We start from the raw sequence: 19,981 nt of genomic DNA on the forward strand, positions 1-19,981 counted from the left end.
TCAGCTTCCTTGCGAATCCAATGCGGGCAGCGGTGCGTCCTTGCTGCGGCCGGCGCGGCGCAGGCGCAGCCGGTCGAGCGCCAGGTAGACCACCGGCGTGGTGTAGAGCGTAAGGATCTGGCTGACCAGCAGCCCGCCGACAATGGAGATGCCCAGCGGCGTACGCAGCTCCGCGCCGTCGCCGTGGCCCAGCGCCAGGGGCAGGGCGCCCAGCAGCGCCGCCATCGTCGTCATCAAGATCGGCCGGAAGCGCAGCACGCAGGCGTGGAAGATTGCATCCGCCGGGCTCATGCCCTGGCTGCGCTCCGCCTCCAGCGCGAAGTCGATCATCATGATGGCGTTCTTCTTGACGATGCCGATGAGCAGAATCACGCCGATCAGCGCGATGATCGAAAAGTCCGTGTCGGTAATGATCAGTGCCAGCAGCGCCCCCACACCGGCCGAGGGCAGCGTAGAGAGAATCGTGATCGGGTGGACGTAGCTCTCATACAGCAAGCCCAGCACGATGTAGATGGTGATGAGCGCAAACAGGATCAGCACCGGCTGACTCGAGAGCGAATCCTGGAACGCCTTCGCGGTGCCCTGGAAGCTTCCATGCACGGAGGACGGCACGCCGATGCGGTTCATCGCGTCCTGGATGTCCTGCGTTGCACCGGACAGCGATGCCCCCGGCGCGAGGTTGAACGAGATCGTGCTTGCCGCAAACTGCCCCTGGTGGTTGACCGCCAGCGCCGTGTTGGTGGGCTCGTAGTGCGAGAAGGTCGACAGCGGTACCTGCGCACCCGTCGAGGTGATGATGTAAATGTCACGCAGACCGTCGGGGTTCTGCCAGTACTGCGGCGCCGCTTCCATCACAACGCGGTATTGGTTGAGCGGGTTGTAGATGGTCGATACCTGGCGCTGCCCGAACGCGTTGTTCAGGGCGTTGTCGATATCGCTCGGGTTGATGCCGAGCGATTTGGCCTTGTCGCGGTCGATGACGAGCGACGTCTGCAGGCCCTTGTCCTGCGTATCAGTGTTGACGTCCGTCAGCGATTTCACCTGCGTGAGCGCCTGCTTGATCTTCGGGTCCCACGCGCGCAGCTCGTTCAGGTCGTCGGCCTGCAGTGTGTATTGGTACTGCGCGTTGCTGGCCCGACCGCCGACCCGGATGTCCTGCACCGATTGCAGGAACAGGCTCGCGCCGGGTTCACCCGCCAGCTTGCCGCGCAGCCGGTTGATGATTTGGTCGGCGGACATCCTGCGCTCGGCCAGCGGCTTGAGCTGAATGAACATCTGCCCGGTATTGCGCTGACTGCCGCCCGTAAAGCCCACCACGTTCTCCACCGCAGGGTCTTGCCGAACGATGGTGATGAAGTCGGTCAGCTTGGTGCGCATCGCCTGGAACGAGATCGACTGGTCCGCCTGGATGAAACCGATCACACGGCCGGTGTCCTGCTGCGGGAAGAACCCCTTGGGCACGATGATGTACAGGTAGACGTTCAGGCAGACCGTCGCCAACAGGATGAGCAGGGTAAGCCAGCTGTGCCGCAGCGCCCACGCCAGCGAGTTGCGGTAGATGTCGAGCAGGAAGGTGAAGAAGCCTTCGGTCTTGCGGTGAAACCAGCCGTGTTCTTCCTCGGCGGCGGGCTTGAGCAAGCGCGCGCACATCATCGGCGTGGTGGTGAGGGATACCACCAGCGATACCAGGATAGCCACCGACAGCGTCACCGCAAACTCCCGGAACAGCCGGCCCACGATGCCGCCCATCATCAGTAGCGGAATGAACACGGCGATCAGCGAAAAGCTCATCGACACCACCGTGAAGCCGACCTCGCGCACACCCTTGAGCGCCGCCTGCATGGGCCGCATGCCGTTCTCGATGTGGCGCGAGACGTTCTCGAGCACCACGATGGCGTCGTCCACGACAAAGCCTGTCGCCACCGTCAACGCCATCAGCGAGAGGTTGTCGAGGCTGTAGCCGCACAGGTACATCACCCCGAATGTGCCGATCAGCGAGACCGGCACCGCCACGCTCGGAATGAGCGTCGCCCGCACGTTGCGCAGGAACAGGAACACCACCATGATCACCAGCGCGATCGACAGCACCAGCGTGCGCTCTACATCCTTGAGCGAGGCGCGGATGGTGGGCGTGCGGTCCATCATCACATCGAGGTTGATCTGCGCGGGAATGGTGTTGCGCAGGTACGGCAGCACGTCGTTGATGCGGTCGACCGTGTCGATGATGTTGGCGCCCGGTTGCCGGCTGATGATGAGCAGCACCGAGGGCTTGCCGTTGGCCGAGCCGTAGTTGCGGATGTCCTGCACGCTGTCAGTCACTTCTGCCACGTCGGCCAGCCGCACCGGCGACCCTTTGCGCCAGGCGATGATGAGCGACTGGTATTCGACGGCCTTCTTTGCCTGGTCGTTGGCGTAGATGGTCCAGACGCGGTCGCCCGATTCCATCATGCCCTTGGGCTTGTTCGCGTTCGTGCTGGTGATGACGGTGCGCACGGTCTCCATCGAGATGCCGTACTTGTTCAGCGCCATCGGGTTCAGCTCGACCCGCACTGCCGGCAGCGAAGCTCCGCCGATGGAGACCTGGCCCACGCCGTTGATCTGCGACAGCTTCTGCGCAAGGATGGTTGAGGCCGCATCGTACAACTCGCCGCGCGACTTGGTGTCGGACGTCAGCCCCACGATCATGATCGGCGCATCGGCCGGATTGACCTTGCGATACGTCGGGTTGCTCGGCAGGCCCGAAGGCAGCAGGCTGCGCGAAGCATTGATGGCAGCCTGCACGTCGCGCGCGGCGCCGTCGATGTCGCGCGACAGATCGAACTGCAGCGTGATCCGCGACGAGCCGAGCGAGCTGGACGAGGTCATCTCGGTAATGCCCGCGATGCGGCCGAGCGAGCGCTCCAGCGGCGTCGCGACGGTAGCCGCCATGGTCTCGGGGCTGGCGCCCGGCAGCGAAGCGTTGACCGAGATAGTCGGAAAATCGACCTGCGGCAGCGGGGACACCGGCAGCAGGCGGAACGCCGCGATACCGGCCAACGCCACGCCAATGGTCAGCAGCGCCGTGGCGACCGGCCGCGCGATGAAGGTGGCGGACAGGTTCATCGTTGCCCGCCAGATTGGTTGGCGCCGGCGGCACCGTGGCGTCGGGCGGCGCGGCGCGCGCGCCAGTCACGCAGGCGTCCGCCCAGGCTGTCGAAGGCCAGATAGATGACCGGCGTGGTGAACAGCGTCAGCACCTGGCTGACCAGCAGGCCACCCACCATCGTGATCCCTAGCGGCTGGCGCAGCTCGGAGCCCACGCCTGTGCCCAGCATCAGCGGCAGCGCACCCAGCAGGGCGGCCATGGTCGTCATCAGAATCGGGCGGAAGCGCAGCAGACACGCCTGGTAGATGGCGTCGCGCGGAGCCATGCCCTGCTCACGCTCGGCCTCCAGCGCGAAGTCGATCATCATGATCGCGTTCTTTTTGACGATACCGATCAGCAGGATGATCCCGATGATGGCGATGATGCCCATGTCCTTGCCCGACACCAGCAGCGAGAGCAGGGCGCCCACGCCGGCCGACGGCAGCGTCGACAGGATCGTCACCGGGTGGATCGTGCTTTCGTACAGCACGCCCAGCACGATGTACATCGTGATGATGGCCGCAAGGATCAGCCACAGTTGGTTCGACAGCGACGCGCGGAACGCCAGCGCCGCGCCCTGGAAACTGGTCTGCATGCTGGCCGGCAAGCCGATTTCCTCTTCGACCGCATTGATGGTGTCGACCGCCGCGCCTAGCGAGGCACGCGGCGCCAGGTTGAACGAGATGGTTGCCGCCGGAAATTGGCCCTGATGGTTCACCACGAGCGAGCCCGGCTGTTCCACCACCGTGGCAAACGCGCCCAAGGGAATCTGCTGGCCGCTGCTCGATGCCACGTGCAGGTCATACAGCGATTGCGGCCCCAGCTGCATCTTCGGGTCCGTTTCGAGCACCACGCGGTACTGGTTCGATTGCGTGAAGATGGTCGAAATCAGGCGCTGGCCGTAGGCGCTGTACAGCACGCTGTCGACCGCCGCCATCGTGATGCCGTACACGGCCGCCTTGTCGCGGTCGACCTGCACGTAGGCGCGCAGGCCGTTGTCCTGCAGGTCGCTCGCCACGTCGCGCAGCTCGCGGGTCTGCTGCAGGCGTTCAACCAGTTTGGGCACCCACTTCGATAGGTTGTTCGGGTCCGGGTCTTCCACCGTGAATTGGTACTGCGTGCGGCTGACGCGGTCTTCAATCGTCAGATCCTGCACCGGCTGCATGTACAGCGAGATACCGGCCACCTTGGCCAGTTCGGGTTGCAGGCGCTGGATGATCTCGGTGGCATCGGCGTCGCGTTCATCCTTCGGCTTGAGGTTGATCAGCATGCGCCCGCTGTTGAGCGTCGTGTTCACGCCATCCACGCCGATGAACGACGACAGGCTCTCCACCGCCGGGTCTTTCAGCACCACCTCGGCCAGCTTCTGCTGCCGCTCCGCCATGGCCGAGAACGAAATCGACTGCGACGCATCCGAAATGCCCTGGATCACGCCCGTGTCCTGCACCGGGAAGAAGCCTTTGGGCACCACCACATACAGCAGCCCCGTCAGCACCAGCGTGCCGATGGCCACCAGCAGCGTCGTCTTCTGCCGGTCAAGCACCCATTGCAGCATGCGGCCGTACCGCGCGATGACGTTGTCGAAGAACGCGCCCGCAGCGTGATAGAAGCGCGATTGCTCGGCTTCGGGAATGTGCTTGAGCAAGCGTGCGCACATCATCGGCGTGAGCGTGAGCGACACCACGGCCGAGATCAGGATCGATACCGCCAACGTGATGGCGAACTCGCGGAACAGCCGCCCCACCACATCGCCCATGAACAGCAGCGGAATCAGCACCGCGATGAGCGAGAACGTGAGCGAGATGATGGTGAACCCGATCTGCTTGGACCCCTTGAGCGCGGCTTCCATCGGCGGGTCACCCTCTTCGATGTAGCGCGCGATGTTTTCGATCATGACGATCGCATCGTCCACCACGAAGCCGGTGGCGATGGTCAGCGCCATCAGCGTGAGGTTGTTGATCGAAAAGCCTGCCAGGTACATCACGCCGAACGTACCGACCAGCGACAACGGCACCGCCACCGCCGGAATGACCGTGGCCGGCACGTTGCGCAGGAACAGGAAGATCACCATCACGACCAGCGCCACCGCCAGCATCAGTTCGAACTGCACATCCGATACCGAGGCGCGGATCGTCGTGGTGCGGTCGGTCAGCAGCGATACCTCTACGTTGCCGGGCAGCGTTTCCTTCAACTGTGGCAGCAGCGCCTTGGCACGGTTGACCACCTCGATCACGTTGGCGCCAGGCTGGCGTTGCACGTTCAGGATGATGGCGGGGGTGGTGTTGGACCAGGCGGCCAGCTTGCTGTTTTCGGCGCCGTCAACGATCTGCGCCACGTCGGTCAGGCGGATGGGCGCGCCGTTCTTGTAGGCGACGATCATCTTGCTGTACTCGGCGGCCGACTTGAGCTGGTCGTTGGCGTCGATGGTGGAGGCGCGCATCGGGCCGTCGAAGCTGCCCTTGGCCCCATTGACGTTGGCGGTACCGATGGCGGTGCGGATATCGTCGATCGACAGCCCGAGCGCCGCCAGCGCCGACGTATTGGCCTGGATGCGCACGGCGGGCCGCTGCCCGCCGCTGATGCTGACCAGGCCAATGCCGGGCAACTGCGACAGCTTTTGCGCGATGCGCGTGTCGACGAGGTCTTCCAGCTTGGGCAGCGGCATCGTGTTGGAGGTGATCGCCAGCGCAAGGATTGGCGCGTCGGCCGGGTTCACCTTGCTGTAGATCGGCGGCATCGGCAGGTCGTTCGGCAGCAGGTTGCCGGCCGCGTTGATGGCCGCCTGTACTTCCTGCTCGGCAATGTCGAGCGAGAGCGACAGATCAAACTGCAGCGTGATGACCGAGGCGCCGCCCGAGCTGGATGACGTCATCTGCTTCAGGCCCGGCATCTGCCCGAACTGGCGTTCGAGCGGTGCGGTGATGGACGACGTCATCACATCGGGGCTGGCACCCGGGTACAGCGTCGTGACCTGGATGGTCGGGTAATCGACTTCGGGCAGCGCAGAGAGCGGCAGCATCCGGTACGCCACCAGGCCCGAGAGCAGGATGGCGACCATCAACAGCGTGGTCGCCACAGGCCGGAGGATGAAGATTCGGGAGGGATTCATGCCAGCTCGGAACAGAAAACTTCGTCAGGCGCGTGCACGCAATGCACGACTCAGGGCTTACGGTTTGGCGGCCGGCGCACTCGCGGCGGGTGCTGAAGCACCACCCTGGCCACGGCGATGACGCCCGCCCTGATCGGCCTGGCCGGCGGCGGGGGCGCTTGCGGCGGCGGCTCCCGGCTGGATCACCTCAACCGGCGAGCCGTCGCGCAGCTTGTCGGCACCGTCGATCACCACGCGCTCGCCCGGCTGCAGGCCTTGCGCCACCGACACACGATCACCTTCGGTCACGCCCAGCTTGACCAGGCGCAGCGCCACCTTGTTGTTGTCGCCCACCACGTAGACGAAGGTGCCCTGCGTGCCGCGCTGGATGGCGGCACCCGGCACGATCACCACGTCGCGCAGCGTATCCACCCGCATGCGCACGTTCACGAACTGATTGGGGAACAGCATCGCGTTCTGGTTCGGGAACTGCGCACGCAATTTGACGGTGCCCGTGGTGTTGTCGATGGTGTTGTCCACCGTCATGAGCACGCCGCGCGCGAGCTGCGTGGTCTGGCCGCGGTCCCACGCTTCCACCGGCAGCTTGTCGCCGGACTGCAGGCGCGGCATGACCTTGGGCAGGTTGTCTTCGGGAATGGAATAGATGACCGTGATCGGGTCGATCTGCGTGATGACCACGATGCCGTTGGTGTCCGACGCATGCACGATGTTGCCCGGATCGACCTGGCGCAAGCCAACCCGGCCAGATACCGGGGCGGTGATGCGCGTGTAGGAGAGCTGCACGCGCGCGTTGTCGACATTGCCCTGGTCCAGCTTGACCGTGCCGTCGTACTGACGCACCAGCGCGGCTTGCGTATCCACCTGCTGCTTGGAAATTGAATCCTGCGAGAGCAGCGTCTGATAGCGCTGCAAGTCGAGCTTCGCGTTGTGCAGCAGCGCCTGATCGCGCGCTAGCTGACCTTCCGCCTGGGCGAGCTGCGCCTGATAGGTGCGCGGGTCGACCTCTGCGAGCAGGTCGCCGGCCTTGACGGTCTGCCCCTCCGTGAATGCCAGGCGCACGAGCTGGCCGTCCACACGTGTCTTGACCGTCACGTTGTTGACCGGCGTGACATTGCCCAGCGCCGACAGCACCACGTTGATGTCGCCCTTGATGGCCGTGCCGACCATCACCGGCATCGGCTTGCCGGCCATCGCTGCGCCGCGCCCGCCAGCGCCTCCTCGCCCACCCGGGCCGCCTGCGTCGCGATACTTCGCGTGATAGACCGCGTAGCCGATCAGCACCAGAAGAGTGATCACCACCCAGATGCCCCAGCGGCGGCGCTTGCCACCCTCGCGCGGGGGCGGCAGCAGCGTCGGAGACACCTCGTTGGGCGTCTCTTTCCCAGCATGCGTACGGCGACCTGCGTCGTCAAATTGGCCGGGCTTCTGGTCCTTGGGATCGGACATATTGGCGTTCCTGTTCTTAGCAATATGGGGACGAGCGCACATGATAGCGGGCGCCCGTTCCAGTCAGACCGCAGCTTAAAGGCAACGTCTTTGGGCTGAATTAGTCGCGCAGCGGGTTCTATTACGTGAGATTACAAACCCATTGCGGTGTTACCGCGCGAAACAATATGGTGAAAGTGCGCGCCATTCGTGGTGGCCACAGTCGCTATCATGAGCACACCTTCCTGCGTCTACCAGACACTCCACCAGACAGATGAGCGGCACCAAGATCCTGGTCGTCGATGACGACGTCGAACTGCGCGACCTCCTGCGCGAATACCTGACCCAGCAGGGCTTTGCCGTTTCCGTGCTGCACGACGGCGACGGGCTGGCTGCCCGGCTCGAACGCGAGCGCCCCGCGCTCGTCGTGCTCGATCTGATGATGCCCAAGGTGGATGGCCTGTCGGCCCTGCGTGACCTGCGCGCCCGCAACGACGACGTGCCCGTCATCCTGCTCACCGCCCGCAGTGACGAGATCGACCGCATCATCGGCCTGGAGATCGGCGCCGACGACTATCTCGGCAAGCCGTTCTCGCCGCGCGAGCTGCTGGCCCGTATCAACGCCGTGCTGCGCCGCCGCCTGACCGTGCCGGCCTCGGCCCCGGAAGACCGCGACAGCTTCAGCTTCGGCCCGTTCAAGCTCAACTTCCGCATGCGTACGCTGTTTCGCGGCGACAGCGCACTCTCCATCAGCGATACCGAATTCGCGCTGCTCAAGCTGCTGATCGGACATGCGATGCAGGTGCTCACGCGCGAGCACATCGTCGAGCTGATGTACGGGCCCGGCAGCGGCGTGTCCGACCGGGGCATCGACGTGCAGATCTGGCGCCTGCGCCGCGTGCTGGAAGAAGACGCCCAGCGTCCGCGCTACATCCAGACCGTGCGCGGCCGCGGCTACACCTTCGTGCCGGACGAGCGGGAAGAGGTCAATGAAGTTCAGGGCTAGATTCGACACGCTGTTCGGCCGGCTGGCCGTGCTGATCGTGGTGGTGCTCGTGCTGAGCCATTTCTCGTGGCTGGGCGTGCTGCGCGCGGAGCGGCGCGAGCGGCAGTTCCAGGCCTCGGTAGATCAGATGGCGTTCCAGTTGCAGGCCTTTCAGGCAGCGATGGATGGTCACCTGCACGTGAAGCTGCCGGATCTCGTGACCGAAACCGATGAGCCGCCGTCGGGCGACGCGTCGTCGGCATCGGACAAGTCTGCGGAATTGGTGCGACAGCTTGCGCGCCGCTTGCCATCGGACACGCAGTTGCGGCTGGAAGCAGGGCCCACGCCGCGCGTGTTCGTGCGCTTTTCGCAGCGCAACAAGTGGATTGCCATGCCGCTGGTGTGGGTGCATGCGCCGCCCAGCATTTCGGCCGTGGTGCCGGGCGTGATGGTGGTGCTGGCGATTGCCATTGCGTTCTCGCTGTTTGCGGCGTGGCAGATCCAGCGCCCCGTGCGCGAACTGGCCGATGCTGCGGGCGCGCTGGCACGGCGTCGCTACGTGGCACCGCTCAAGGAGCGCGGCCCGTACGAACTCCGCCAGTTGACCGTCCAGTTCAACCATATGGCCGCTGACCTGTCAGCCGCCGACGAAGAGCGCAACACTATGCTGGCCGGCATTGCGCACGACCTGAAGACGCCGCTGTCACGGCTGCGCCTGCGTGCCGAAATGCTGGCCGACCAGAAAGCCGGCGCGGGTATCGAACGCGACGTCGAATCCATGTCGGCCATCGTCGAGCAGTTTCTCGCCTACGCGCAAAGCGGCGACAGCGAGGCGCGCGAGGTGTCGGTCGACCGTCATCTGCGCGGCCTGGTGCAGCCGTTTGCCGAGCAGGGCAAGCATGTCGCGCTCGATCTGCATGCGGGGGACCGCTTCCGCCTCAAACCGACCCATCTGGAGCGCATCGTCGTCAACCTGCTCGACAACGCGTTCGCGTATGGCGCCGAGCCTGTCAACGTGCGCACGTCGGCGGACGAGACCGGCTACACGCTGACGGTGGAAGACCACGGCGCGGGCATCCCCGTTGCCGACTTTGATCGCGTCATGCGGCCCTTTGTGCGCCTTGACCCCGCGCGCGGCGGCAATGCGCATTGCGGGCTCGGCTTGGCGATTGTCGATCGCCTGGTGCGTCATCTGGGCGGTGATCTCACCGTCGGGCCAACGGCCACGGACGCGCCATCGCCGGGTTTCCGGGTCACCATGCGGTTTCCTGTCTCGACTGCGGCGGCTTGACCGCCCGATCGCCCGACTGACATACGGGCGTGCGATTGCGTAAGCTATCCTAAGCGAGGCAAGCACGCTTGTTGCGTGCGCTCACCAGAACTCCGGGAGGAAACGCATGAATCGCGCTGTCTGTCTCGTCAAGGATGCTGGCCAGGCCCGCATGACCGCCGCCGTTGCCACGTGTGTGCTGGCGATGGGTCTGGCAGCCTGCTCGTCGCCGATGCCTCCGTGGGAGCCGCCGCGCACGATCATCCAACCCGCGCCCCCGCCGCCGAGGCCCGCACCCGCGCCGCCTACCCCGCTGCCACCGTCGCCTGCCATGCAGCCGGCGCCCGCCCAGCCGCCGGCCTACGCGCCTCCGCCTGCCGGCGACACCGAACCGCCACGCGCAACGCCCGGCATGGCGAATCCGGCATCCACGTATTGCCTGCAGCGCGGCGGTCAGCTTGAGTTTTCCACGCGCGCCAACGGCGCTGAAGTGGGAACCTGCGTCAGCCCCGGCGGCGACGAATGCGAGGAATGGGCGTTCCTGCGCGGCAGTTGTACGTGGTGAGTGCCGGCAGTCGCCGCAGGTAATGAAAAGGGCCGCAGATGTTGCTGCCCTTCTTGTTTGGGGGATGCGATTGGTTTGGAGAGGCTTACCGCCGCGCCACCACCACCTTGTCGGCAGATTCAGCCACCAGCCGCATCGGCACGCCCGCTTCCTGCAGCTTCTGCCACGTCGTGCGGCGCATGAATGCGTAGGCGGGTGGCCCGTCGGTCCAGCGCTTGATCCATGCGTCCGTGGTGGCAACCACCTTGTTTGGCTCCAGGCCGGCGCCCATTTCCAGCTCGTCAAAGCCCGAGACCAGCGTCATCGGCCGACCGAGGTAGTAGATGGCGGTCTGGTCCAGCCACTCGACTGAGTAGAACGGTGTCTCGGCGGGAATCGGGCCCGTCGCATTCAGCGTCTTTTCGATGACGTCGCGGGCAGACAGCGCGTCGCGGAAGATCTCGCTGGCGTTGAGAATGCGGTCCCAGCAGAACAGGGCGGAGACCGACAGCACGATCACGGCCACTGTGCGCCGCTGCCAGCGCAGCGCCACGAGAGCGGCCAGCGTGCCGGCAGCCAGCATGGCCATCACCTCGCGCAGCGCCGGCATGGCCAGCGCAACCTGTTCGGCGGGCATCTTGGCGCCGGCCTTGGCGCCGATCATCGGCACGGCAAACCATAGCCCGATGGCGATCAGCAGATTGACGCCCAGCGACCATGCGACCGCGCGGGTCGGCATCTTCTCCAGCGCCAGTGCCAGCACGATCGCCAGCGCGGGGAAGGCCGGCACGATATAGCCCGGCAGCTTCGAGTTCGATGCCGAGAAGAACAGGAAGATCATCCCCGCCCACGCAATCGACCAGCGCATCAGGTCAAACTGCCGCGTGCCGACAAACAGATCGGCCGCGCGACCCACCCGACGTCCGATGGCTGCAAACAGCAGCGGCGTCCACGGCAGCAGCCCCGCCGCGCCCACCGCGATGAAGTACCACCACTTGCCGCTGCGATGGTGCTCGTTAGTCAGGAAGCGCTGGAAATGCTCGTGGATGAAGAAGAAGTTGAAGAACTCCGGGTTGCGCTGCTGCACGATCACGAACCACGGCACCGTGGCGATCAGGTACAGCGCAAGGCCCGGGAGCCAATGCATGCGGCGGATCAGCGCCCAGTCGCGCGTCATCAGCAGATAGGCCACGCCGATCAGCCCGGGGACGACCAGCCCGATCAATCCTTTGGTGAGCGTCGCGCCCGCCAGCGCCAGCCAGACCACCAGCATCCACGCGAGCCGCCCACCACGGGATGCACCGGGCCGCTGCGCGAGCGCAAAACCGCACGCACCGACGGTCAGGAAGAAGCCCACGCCCATGTCGAGCGTGATGACCTGCCCGAATAGCAGATACAGCAGCGACGAGGCGAGAATCGCTGCGCCGGTTGCCGCCGCCCGCCCACCGCGATAGGCCGCCAGCGTCCAGGCCGTCATCAGGATGCCGCCCAGGCCGAACAGCACCGGCCACAGGCGCGCTCCCCAGGCGCTGACGCCGAATGCCTGGAACGTGGCAGCCGTCGTCCAATACTGCAGGGGCGGCTTCTCGAAATATTTGAGATCGTTCAGGCGCGGCGTCACCCAGTCGCCGGAGACCACCATCTCGCGCGGGATCTCCGCATAGCGGCCTTCATCGGGTCGGAACAGGGTGGAGCGCTGGAACAGGTCGTCCGTCCACAGCGCGAGAAACACGCCGATGAGAGCGACAACGATCAGCGCCATCCATGGCGAGCGGCGGGCAGAGACTAGGCGGGATTCCATGCGGGGGCGGCGATAGCGAGCACGGTCGGAAAGGCTTGGATTCTAGTCGATGCAGGGTTAGCGGATGGTTAGCCTGGCCAAATGTCTTGCCCCTGACCTGTAGCGCGTATGAACAAAGCCCAGCTCGACAACGATTACGCCATCCACATTGCCAAGCATTGCCCGACGGCGACGATCTTCATCCCGTGCGTCAATGGTCTGAGCCACAACGAAGCCGAAGATGCGCGGCGCCGATGTGCTGCTGCATGCCATGCTGGCTCGGTGACAGAGCGCGGGATGGCGCTTTGCCCGACCCGTCAGTAGGGTCGAATCGTTGCAACTTGTTGCGGTAGCATTGCGCTTGCCGGCGATCCTGCCGGTTCAGTACGTCTTCAGGGCGGGGTGAAATTCCCCACCGGCGGTATGCGGACCGTGTGTCCGTGAGCCCGCGAGCGCCTTGCATGCGCCTGCATGCAGGGGTCAGCAGATCCGGTGAAATGCCGGGGCCGACGGTCAGAGTCCGGATGGAAGAAGATGTGCGGAACAACACGCTCGTGCTACAGGAGCACGCCTGGCTTTGTGCCGGGCTGCGCCGCTGCATGGCTCGCGCGTGTTTGTCTGCTTGCCCTGGAACGTCTTGTCGCCAATCTTGCGAGGAGCGTTTCCATGTTGTCCACTCAGCAATCCCCTGCAGTTCACCCGCCCGCATTGCTTGCCGCGAATGTGGCCTTTGATGCCATCGAAGCCCGCTTCGATCCGGCCGACATGCCTGCGCGCATGGCCGCCGCGCTCGATGCAGTTCGGCTTGGCGTGCCCGTTGTCGTGCTCGACGATGCCGATCGCGAAAACGAGGCTGACCTCATCGTCGCCGCCGACAAGCTCACGCAGGCCAGCATGGCCATGCTGATTCGGGAATGCAGCGGCATCGTCTGCCTGTGCCTGACGGCGGAGAAGAGCGCGTCGCTCGGCTTGCGTCCGATGGTGGAAGACAACCGCAGCCAGTACGGCACGGCGTTCACGGTGTCGATCGAAGCCCGCACCGGCGTGAGCACCGGCGTATCGGCGGCGGACCGTATCACGACAATCCGCGCGGCCATCGCGCCGGATGCCGATACGCAATCGGTTGTCAGCCCGGGGCACGTATTCCCGCTGGTGGCAAAGGAGGGTGGCGTGCTCACGCGCCGCGGTCACACCGAAGGCTCGGTCGACCTGGCACGTCTGGCAGGCTTGCCGCCGGCCGCAGTGCTATGCGAATTGATGCTGCCCGACGGCACCATGGCGCGCCGTGACGACGCGGTGCGCTTCGCCGATCAGCACAACCTGCCGGTGCTGACCATTGAAGATATCGTTCAATATCGGGAGCAGATGGAGCGCGCGGTCAGCTTTGTCTGACGACCAGCCGGCCGCGCGAGAGAGGTGACGCTGATTACCGCTTGAGCGCGGCTGCTTCCTTGGCGAGCGCCGTGATGCCTGCCCAGTCGCCGGCAGCGACCTTGTCCTTGGGCACCATCCATGAGCCGCCCACACACACCACGTTGGGCAGCGCGAGGTAGTCGGGCGCGCTTTGCGGCGTGATGCCGCCGGTCGGGCAGAAACGCACATCGCCGAACGGCCCGTAGATCGACTTGAGCATCGGGATGCCGCCAGCCGCTTCGGCCGGGAAGAACTTGAGCGTCGTCAGGCCGAACTCCAGCGCCAGGATCAGCTCGGACGGCGTGGCGATGCCGGGCAGCCAGTCCAGTTCAGTCTTCCCCTGTGCCGCGGCCAGCATGGGCGTAATGCCCGGCGATACCGCAAACACCGCACCGGCATCCTTCGCCTGCTGGAAATGCTCCGGCCGCGTGAGCGTGCCGGCACCGACGATGGCGTCGCTGCCCAGGTCCTTCACCACGGCCCGGATCACGTCCAGCGCTACCGGCGTGCGCATCGTGATCTCGAACGTGCGGATACCGCCCTCGTACAGCGCGCGGCACACCTTGACGCCTTCATCGACAGATTGGAACTGCAGCACCGGGATGACCGGGCCGGCCTTGACGACGGAATCGATACCCACAACGTTCTCCTAGATCAACATCAACGGAACAAGCTTAAACGACGGTCGCCAGCGCCAGCGTGAGCAGCAGCGCGACGATCGAGATGATGGTTTCCAGCACCGTCCACGTCTTGAAGGTCTGCGGCACGGTCAGGTTGAAGTACTCCTTCACCAGCCAGAAGCCACCGTCGTTCACGTGCGACAGGATCAGCGACCCCGCGCCGGTGGCCAGCACCATCAGCTCCGGCTTGACGGCGGCGCCCGAGGCGGCGGCGATCGGGGCGACGATACCGCAGGCGGTCGTCATGGCCACCGTGGCCGAACCCGTAGCGATACGGATCAGCACGGCCACCACCCAGCCCAGCAGCAGCGGCGACAGATGTGCATCGGTGGCGACGGCCACGATGGCCTTCGACACGCCCGAATCACGCAGGATCTGGCCGAAGCCGCCGCCCGCACCCACCACCAGCGTGATCGTGGCGATCGGTGCCAGACACTCGTTGGTGAACTTGAGGATGGTCTCGCGGTTGAAGCCGCGTGCCTTGCCGAACGTGTAGAAGCTCACGATGGCGGCAATCAGCAGGGCCATCACGGAGTTGCCGGCCAGCTTCAGGATGTCGTTTGCCAGCGTCTTGGGCGCGACGATCAGGTCGGCCCAGCTGCCGATCAGCATCAGCACCACCGGCAGCAGGATCGTGAACAGCGTCACGCCAAAGCCCGGCAGCTCGCGCTTCTGGTCGGCTTCAACAAATTGGGCGGCCAGCGGGTTGTTTTCGTCCGGCTTGACGTAGCGCGAGACCAGCATCGCCCACAGCGGACCGGCCAGGATGGCAGTCGGCAGGCCGACGATCAGCGCATACATGATCGTCTTGCCGATGTCGGCCTGGTAAGCCGTCACGGCCAGCAGCGCGGCCGGGTGCGGGGGGATCAGGCCATGCACCACCGACAGACCGGCCACCATTGGCAGGCCCACCAGCAGGATCGGCGTACCCGTGCGCTTGGCCACGTTGAACGCAATCGGGATCAGCAGCACAAAGCCGACTTCAAAGAAGACCGGCAAGCCGATGATGAACGCCACGACCATCATGGCCCAGTGCGCGTTCTTCTCGCCAAAGGCACTGATGAGCGTTTTGGCGATGCGCTCGGCACCCCCTGATTCCGCCATCATCTTGCCGAGCATCGTCCCGAGGCCCACCACAAGGGCGATGTGGCCGAGCGTGTTGCCCACCCCGGTTTCGAACGCCTTGACGATGTTGCCCATCGGCATGCCAACTACCACGCCCAGCACAAGCGAGACGACGATCAGCGTGACGAACGGGTTCAGTTTCTGGACAGCAATCAGGTAAATCAGTGCGACCACCGCTAGCGCGGCGGTCAGCAATAGCGAGTTGCCTTGCATCGGGACCATCGGGTTTCCTCCTCAGGGATATTCACGGCTCTTGTTGTCTGGGCGCCCCGTCGTGCAGGGCGCCTTTACGAAAATGCGGATTACGGCTTCTTGTACGCCACGCAATCGACTTCAACCTTGCAGTCGATGACCATGCTCGACACCACGCAGGCGCGCGCGGGCGGGTTGGCACCGAAGTACTCCTTGAACACCTTGTTGAACGACTGGAAGTCGCGCGGGTCATCCAGCCACACGCCACAGCGCACGACGTGCTCGGGCCCGTAGCCCGCTTCGGCCAGGATGGCGAGCACGTTCTTGATGGTCTGGTGCGATTGCTCGACGATGCCGTTGCCGACCACCTCGCCGTTCACCATGGGCGTCTGGCCCGAAACGAACAGCCAGCCGTCTGCGCCGGCTGCGCGGGCAAAGGGGAGGTGCTGGCCACCGGTGCCGGTGCCGCCTTCAACGCCAATTCGGGTAATCGTCATCGCTACGTTCCTTCTTTCAAACTTGCAAACAAAACTTGGATTCAGTGAGTTTCCGCGGTCACAGCTGCGTGCGCACGGGGCCCACGCTTGAGGAAGCGGCCCGCCCGATGCGGCTGCACCGCGCCGTCCTGATATGACAGATGGCCGTTGACCCACACCGCCGCAATGCCCGCCGCCGGTTGCTGCGGGTCGGTAAAGGTGGCGACATCGCGCACCGTTTCGGGGTCGAACAGCACGAGATCGGCCCAGTAGCCTTCACGCACCAGGCCGCGTTCGGTCAGGCCGAAACGCTCGGCGGACTGGCCTGTCATCTTGCGGATGGCGGCTGCGAGCGAGAGCAGCTTGCGCTCCCGGCTGTAGTAGCCGAGCACGCGCGGGAAGGCGCCCCACAGGCGCGGATGCGGCTTCGGATCGTTCGGCAGGCCATCGGAGCCGATGACGGTGGCGGGGTGGGTGATGATGCGGTCCAGATCCTGCGCGGACATGTTGTGGTACACGGCGCCGGCCGGCTGCAGGCGGCGCGCGGCGTCCACCAGGTCGGTGCCCCACGCGGCCGCAATCTCCTTGAGCGTCTGCCCGGCCATGCTGGGTTCGGGCTCCGACCATGTGATGAAGATGTCGAATTCGTCCGTCACCTGCTTGAGGTCCAGCGTGGACGAGCTTGCGGTGTACGGATAGCAGTCGCAACCCACCGGCTGATAGCGCTGTGCACCTTCGATGGATTCCAGCACCTCGCCCGCGCGGCCCCAATTGGCAGCGCCTGCGCATTTCAGGTGTGAGATCACCACCGGCACGCGCGCATGTTTGCCGACGCGGTACGCCTCGTCCATCGCATCGAGAATCGCCGCAAATTCGGTGCGCAGATGCGTCGTGTAGATCGCGCCAGCTTCGGCCAGCGGCTCCGCCAGGCCCATCACTTCTTCGGTGGTCGACGCAAAGGCGTTGGCGTAGGCCAGGCCTGTCGACAGGCCGAGCGCGCCGTGGTCGAGCGCCTCGCGCAACTGTGCGCGCATGCCTTCAACCTCGCCAGCGGTGGCGGGGCGGTCGAGGCGGTCCAGATGGTTATTGCGCAGTGCCGTGTGCCCGACCAGCGCGGCAACGTTCACAGCGGGTTGCGCGCGCTCGACGGCGTCCACGTACGATGCGAAGGTCGGGTACGCAAACGCGCTGGTAGGCCCCAGCAGGTTCATCGGATCGGGCGGCTCGCCCTTGAGCGTGGCCGGCGACGCGCTGATACCGCAGTTTCCGACGATGACCGTCGTAATGCCCTGTGACACCTTGCACAGCATGTCGGGCGTGCGGATCACGTTGGTGTCGTCGTGCGTGTGCACGTCGATGAAGCCGGGGGCGAGGACGCGGCCTTCGCCAGCGATTTCCTCATCGCCCAGCCAGGCGGTGGAGTCCGATGTGGCGATGGCGGCGATGCGGCCGTCGGTGATGGCGACGTCGAACAGCGTGGCCTCGGGGTCGTGGCCGCTGCCGTCCACAATGCGGACCTGACGGATGACGGTGTCGTACTGCTGCATGTCAATCTCCGAGCGGCTGACGATTGCCGCCGCCGCGATGCGCATCGAGCACGTACTTGATGCGCCGTAACAGTTCCTTGCTGCGATCGGCTTGCTGCAGTGCGACTTCGGTGGCCAGCAAGTCGATCATCATCATCATGGCGTAGCGCGATGACGACGGCTTGAAGATGAAATCGGTTTCCATGGCCTGGATCGGCAGCAAGACATCGGCCAGCGCCGCCAGCGGCGAGCCGATGGCCGTGATGGCGACGATCCTGGCGCCGTACTCGCGCGCGATGGTCACGCTGTCGATGACCTCCGGCACGTGGCCGGTCACGGAAAACACGACCACCACATCGTCCGGGCTGAGCGTGGCCGCGACCATCCGCTGCAGCATCGAATCATGATAGGTGGTGACCGGCCGTCCCAGGCGGGCCAGCCGGTAGCGCATTTCGTCGGCCATGGTGGTCGAGCCACCGCCCATGCCGAACACGGCAATCATGCGCGCCGCCACCAGTGCGACGGCCGCGGCGCGGAATGCCTCCGGCTGCACCAGGGCGCGGTTGGCTTCCAGCACGTTGCTGATGTCGGCCAGGATGCCGTCTGCGCTGGACGGCGGGCGGTCCGCGCCGCCATCCAGAAAGCGCTGGCCGACTGCGGCTGCCTGCGCTAGCTTGAGCTTGAGTTCGCGCACGTCACGGCAGCCCATCGCCTTGGCAAAACGGGTGACGCTAGCCTCACTCACGCCGGCGCGTTCGGCAAGCGTCTGGATGCTGCCGGCGGCGGCCTCCGCGATGTCGCTCAGGACGGTCTGCGCGACCTTCTGCTCGGCGGGGCGCAGTTCAGCGGCACGCTGGGAGAGTCGGGTCACGATGTCCATCGGTTCACGCATGGGGTCGGGCTTAGGGTCTCGCATTCTGGCCCCCGGTAGTCGTCCGGATAGCGGCTTTGAGAGTGTTTTGGTACTTTGTAACAGGCTGGCCCGGAGAATAGTTTCGCCACTATCATTGTGTCAACCCGATGTTTACCCCCAAAGGAACACGAGTCGATTCCCATGAGTGATACAAAGTACCAAGGAGACGCCAACGCTGTCGTCAACCCGCTCGACAAGGGCTTGGGTGCGTTGGAAGCCGCATGCGCGCCGGAGCAGATCGCTGCCCAGCGCTGGAATGTATTGAACGAAGACCTGAACCTGCCCGCAGCGGTGCTCTCGCAATCCCGCGTGGAGCACAACCTGGCGTGGATGCAGCGCTTCGTGAGCGAATACGGCGCCAAACTCGCGCCGCATGGCAAGACGACGATGGCGCCGCGCCTGTTCCAACGTCAGTTGGCCGGCGGTGCGTGGGGCATCACACTGGCAACGGCGCACCAGACGCGCATTGCGTACGCCCACGGCGTGCGTCGCGTGCTGATGGCCAACCAGCTGGTGGGCAAGCGCAACATGGCGATCCTCGCCGAGTTGCTGGCCGATCCGACGTTCGAATTCTTCTGCCTGGTGGATGCGGCGGATCAGGTCGATCAGCTTGCTGCCTTCTTCGGTAAGACGGGGCGCCCGATCCAGGTGTTGATCGAACTGGGCGTGCAGGGCGGCCGCACGGGCGTGCGCGACGATGCGCAACTGCAATCGGTGCTCGATGCGCTCACGCGTGCCAATGGCGCCGTCAAACTCGCGGGCGTCGAAGTCTATGAAGGCGTGATCAAGGAAGAAGCGGATATCCGCACCTTCCTGCAGCGCGCCGTGAAGGTGATGGGTGATCTGGCAAAGGGCGGGCGCCTGCAACGCACGCCGGCCGTGCTGACCGGTGCCGGTTCGGCTTGGTACGACGTCGTGGCCGAAGAGTTCGCCAAGGCCAATATCGGCCAGCCGTTGGATGTGGTGCTGCGCCCGGGCTGCTACCTGACGCACGACGTGGGCATCTACCGCGCGGCGCAGACCCGTATCGACGCCAACAACCCGATTGCGCACAAGATGCGTTCGAGCCTGCTGCCTGCGCTCCAGCTTTGGGCCTATGTGCAATCCGTGCCGGAGGCTGAGCGCGCCATCATCGCAATGGGCAAGCGTGACGCCGCATTCGACGCGGGTCTGCCACTGCCAGTGCTGCATTTCCGCCCAGGTGACAAGACGCCGTCAGCCACGCCGGCGCACTGGGAAGTCACCGGCATGATGGATCAGCATGCCTACCTGAAGATCGCCCCCGGCGACGACATCAAGGTCGGCGACATGATCGCCTTCGACATCTCGCACCCGTGCCTCACCTTCGACAAGTGGCGCCAGATTTCTGTCGTTGACGACGCCTACAACGTGGTCGACGTTGTGCAGACCTACTTCTGA

Annotated in this window: 14 protein-coding genes, 1 pseudogene and 1 riboswitch; of the genes and pseudogenes, 6 read left to right on the forward strand and 9 right to left on the reverse strand. The window is 65.1% G+C overall.

Features of this window, described 5'->3' with window-relative positions; translation table 11 throughout:
• From ACUXH0_RS06445 to ACUXH0_RS06455, 3 genes are read right to left on the reverse strand one after another with little or no spacing between them, the layout of a single operon-like run.
• On the reverse strand, positions 1-3,102 hold the full coding sequence (locus ACUXH0_RS06445) for a multidrug efflux RND transporter permease subunit (protein ID WP_182594037.1): 3,102 nt from the start codon (positions 3,100-3,102) through the stop codon (positions 1-3).
• On the reverse strand, positions 3,099-6,233 hold the full coding sequence (locus ACUXH0_RS06450) for an MdtB/MuxB family multidrug efflux RND transporter permease subunit (RefSeq protein ID WP_012430250.1): 3,135 nt from the start codon (positions 6,231-6,233) through the stop codon (positions 3,099-3,101). Before ACUXH0_RS06450 ends, ACUXH0_RS06445 begins: the two co-directional genes overlap by 4 nt.
• Before the next feature lie 57 nt (positions 6,234-6,290).
• Complete coding sequence (locus tag ACUXH0_RS06455; protein ID WP_012430251.1) at positions 6,291-7,679, reverse strand: MdtA/MuxA family multidrug efflux RND transporter periplasmic adaptor subunit; 1,389 nt, start codon at positions 7,677-7,679, stop codon at positions 6,291-6,293.
• 253 nt (positions 7,680-7,932) lie between these two features.
• Between ACUXH0_RS06455 and ACUXH0_RS06460 the strand changes: the two genes are divergently transcribed.
• From ACUXH0_RS06460 to ACUXH0_RS06470, 3 genes are all read left to right on the forward strand, one after another.
• Positions 7,933-8,664, forward strand: coding sequence for a response regulator (locus ACUXH0_RS06460; protein ID WP_004627499.1), 732 nt, complete (start codon positions 7,933-7,935; stop codon positions 8,662-8,664).
• Entirely contained in the window at positions 8,648-9,934 is a 1,287-nt protein-coding gene (locus ACUXH0_RS06465) for an ATP-binding protein (protein ID WP_012430252.1), read from the forward strand. The genes ACUXH0_RS06460 and ACUXH0_RS06465 overlap by 17 nt, the downstream gene beginning before the upstream one ends.
• A 106-nt stretch (positions 9,935-10,040) precedes the next feature.
• Positions 10,041-10,478, forward strand: coding sequence for a putative hemolysin (locus tag ACUXH0_RS06470; RefSeq protein ID WP_012430253.1), 438 nt, complete (start codon positions 10,041-10,043; stop codon positions 10,476-10,478).
• A gap of 85 nt (positions 10,479-10,563) precedes the next feature.
• Here the strand turns inward: ACUXH0_RS06470 and ACUXH0_RS06475 are convergent, their stop codons facing one another.
• Positions 10,564-12,219 (reverse strand): ArnT family glycosyltransferase, encoded by a 1,656-nt coding sequence (locus ACUXH0_RS06475; RefSeq protein ID WP_015855708.1) that lies wholly within the window; start codon positions 12,217-12,219, stop codon positions 10,564-10,566.
• Between the two features lie 177 nt (positions 12,220-12,396).
• Here ACUXH0_RS06475 and ACUXH0_RS06480 point away from each other — a divergent pair.
• Both ACUXH0_RS06480 and ribB read left to right on the forward strand, forming a co-directional pair.
• Positions 12,397-12,523: pseudogene (locus ACUXH0_RS06480) on the forward strand (Zn-dependent hydrolase); the annotation flags it as partial.
• Between the two features lie 98 nt (positions 12,524-12,621).
• A riboswitch (FMN riboswitch) is annotated at positions 12,622-12,777 on the forward strand.
• A gap of 126 nt (positions 12,778-12,903) precedes the next feature.
• A complete protein-coding gene (ribB, locus tag ACUXH0_RS06485; RefSeq protein WP_004627492.1) occupies positions 12,904-13,629 on the forward strand; it encodes a 3,4-dihydroxy-2-butanone-4-phosphate synthase in 726 nt (241 codons plus the stop codon).
• A 34-nt stretch (positions 13,630-13,663) separates the two neighbouring features.
• Here ribB and ACUXH0_RS06490 read toward each other — a convergent pair whose 3' ends face one another.
• The 5 genes from ACUXH0_RS06490 to ACUXH0_RS06510 form a co-directional block, all read right to left on the reverse strand.
• Positions 13,664-14,290 (reverse strand): bifunctional 4-hydroxy-2-oxoglutarate aldolase/2-dehydro-3-deoxy-phosphogluconate aldolase, encoded by a 627-nt coding sequence (locus tag ACUXH0_RS06490; protein ID WP_004627491.1) that lies wholly within the window; start codon positions 14,288-14,290, stop codon positions 13,664-13,666.
• 34 nt (positions 14,291-14,324) lie between these two features.
• On the reverse strand, positions 14,325-15,677 hold the full coding sequence (locus tag ACUXH0_RS06495) for a GntT/GntP/DsdX family permease (RefSeq protein WP_009240593.1): 1,353 nt from the start codon (positions 15,675-15,677) through the stop codon (positions 14,325-14,327).
• 80 nt (positions 15,678-15,757) lie between these two features.
• Positions 15,758-16,144 carry a RidA family protein gene (locus ACUXH0_RS06500; RefSeq protein WP_009240594.1) on the reverse strand — a complete coding sequence of 129 codons (387 nt, stop codon included), beginning with the start codon at positions 16,142-16,144 and terminating at the stop codon, positions 15,758-15,760.
• Between the two features lie 41 nt (positions 16,145-16,185).
• A complete protein-coding gene (locus ACUXH0_RS06505) occupies positions 16,186-17,670 on the reverse strand; it encodes a D-aminoacylase (RefSeq protein ID WP_182594038.1) in 1,485 nt (494 codons plus the stop codon).
• Position 17,671: 1 nt separating this feature from the next.
• Positions 17,672-18,541, reverse strand: coding sequence for a MurR/RpiR family transcriptional regulator (locus ACUXH0_RS06510; protein ID WP_024542574.1), 870 nt, complete (start codon positions 18,539-18,541; stop codon positions 17,672-17,674).
• Between the two features lie 162 nt (positions 18,542-18,703).
• Here ACUXH0_RS06510 and ACUXH0_RS06515 point away from each other — a divergent pair, with 162 nt between their 5' ends.
• Positions 18,704-19,981, forward strand: coding sequence for an amino acid deaminase (locus ACUXH0_RS06515; protein ID WP_012430256.1), 1,278 nt, complete (start codon positions 18,704-18,706; stop codon positions 19,979-19,981).

It is taken from the genome of Ralstonia sp. 110700041-2, from assembly GCF_056280165.1.

Coding starts and splice junctions, on each gene's coding strand:
- ACUXH0_RS06460 (WP_004627499.1), top strand. CDS start 7,933: ATGAGCGGCACCAAGATCCTGGTCGTCGATGACGACGTCGAACTGCGC.
- ACUXH0_RS06505 (WP_182594038.1), bottom strand. CDS start 17,670: ATGCAGCAGTACGACACCGTCATCCGTCAGGTCCGCATTGTGGACGGC.
- ACUXH0_RS06445 (WP_182594037.1), bottom strand. CDS start 3,102: ATGAACCTGTCCGCCACCTTCATCGCGCGGCCGGTCGCCACGGCGCTG.
- ACUXH0_RS06500 (WP_009240594.1), bottom strand. CDS start 16,144: ATGACGATTACCCGAATTGGCGTTGAAGGCGGCACCGGCACCGGTGGC.
- ACUXH0_RS06450 (WP_012430250.1), bottom strand. CDS start 6,233: ATGAATCCCTCCCGAATCTTCATCCTCCGGCCTGTGGCGACCACGCTG.
- ACUXH0_RS06475 (WP_015855708.1), bottom strand. CDS start 12,219: ATGGCGCTGATCGTTGTCGCTCTCATCGGCGTGTTTCTCGCGCTGTGG.
- ACUXH0_RS06495 (WP_009240593.1), bottom strand. CDS start 15,677: ATGGTCCCGATGCAAGGCAACTCGCTATTGCTGACCGCCGCGCTAGCG.
- ACUXH0_RS06465 (WP_012430252.1), top strand. CDS start 8,648: ATGAAGTTCAGGGCTAGATTCGACACGCTGTTCGGCCGGCTGGCCGTG.
- ACUXH0_RS06510 (WP_024542574.1), bottom strand. CDS start 18,541: ATGCGTGAACCGATGGACATCGTGACCCGACTCTCCCAGCGTGCCGCT.
- ACUXH0_RS06515 (WP_012430256.1), top strand. CDS start 18,704: ATGAGTGATACAAAGTACCAAGGAGACGCCAACGCTGTCGTCAACCCG.
- ACUXH0_RS06470 (WP_012430253.1), top strand. CDS start 10,041: ATGAATCGCGCTGTCTGTCTCGTCAAGGATGCTGGCCAGGCCCGCATG.
- ribB (WP_004627492.1), top strand. CDS start 12,904: ATGTTGTCCACTCAGCAATCCCCTGCAGTTCACCCGCCCGCATTGCTT.
- ACUXH0_RS06455 (WP_012430251.1), bottom strand. CDS start 7,679: ATGTCCGATCCCAAGGACCAGAAGCCCGGCCAATTTGACGACGCAGGT.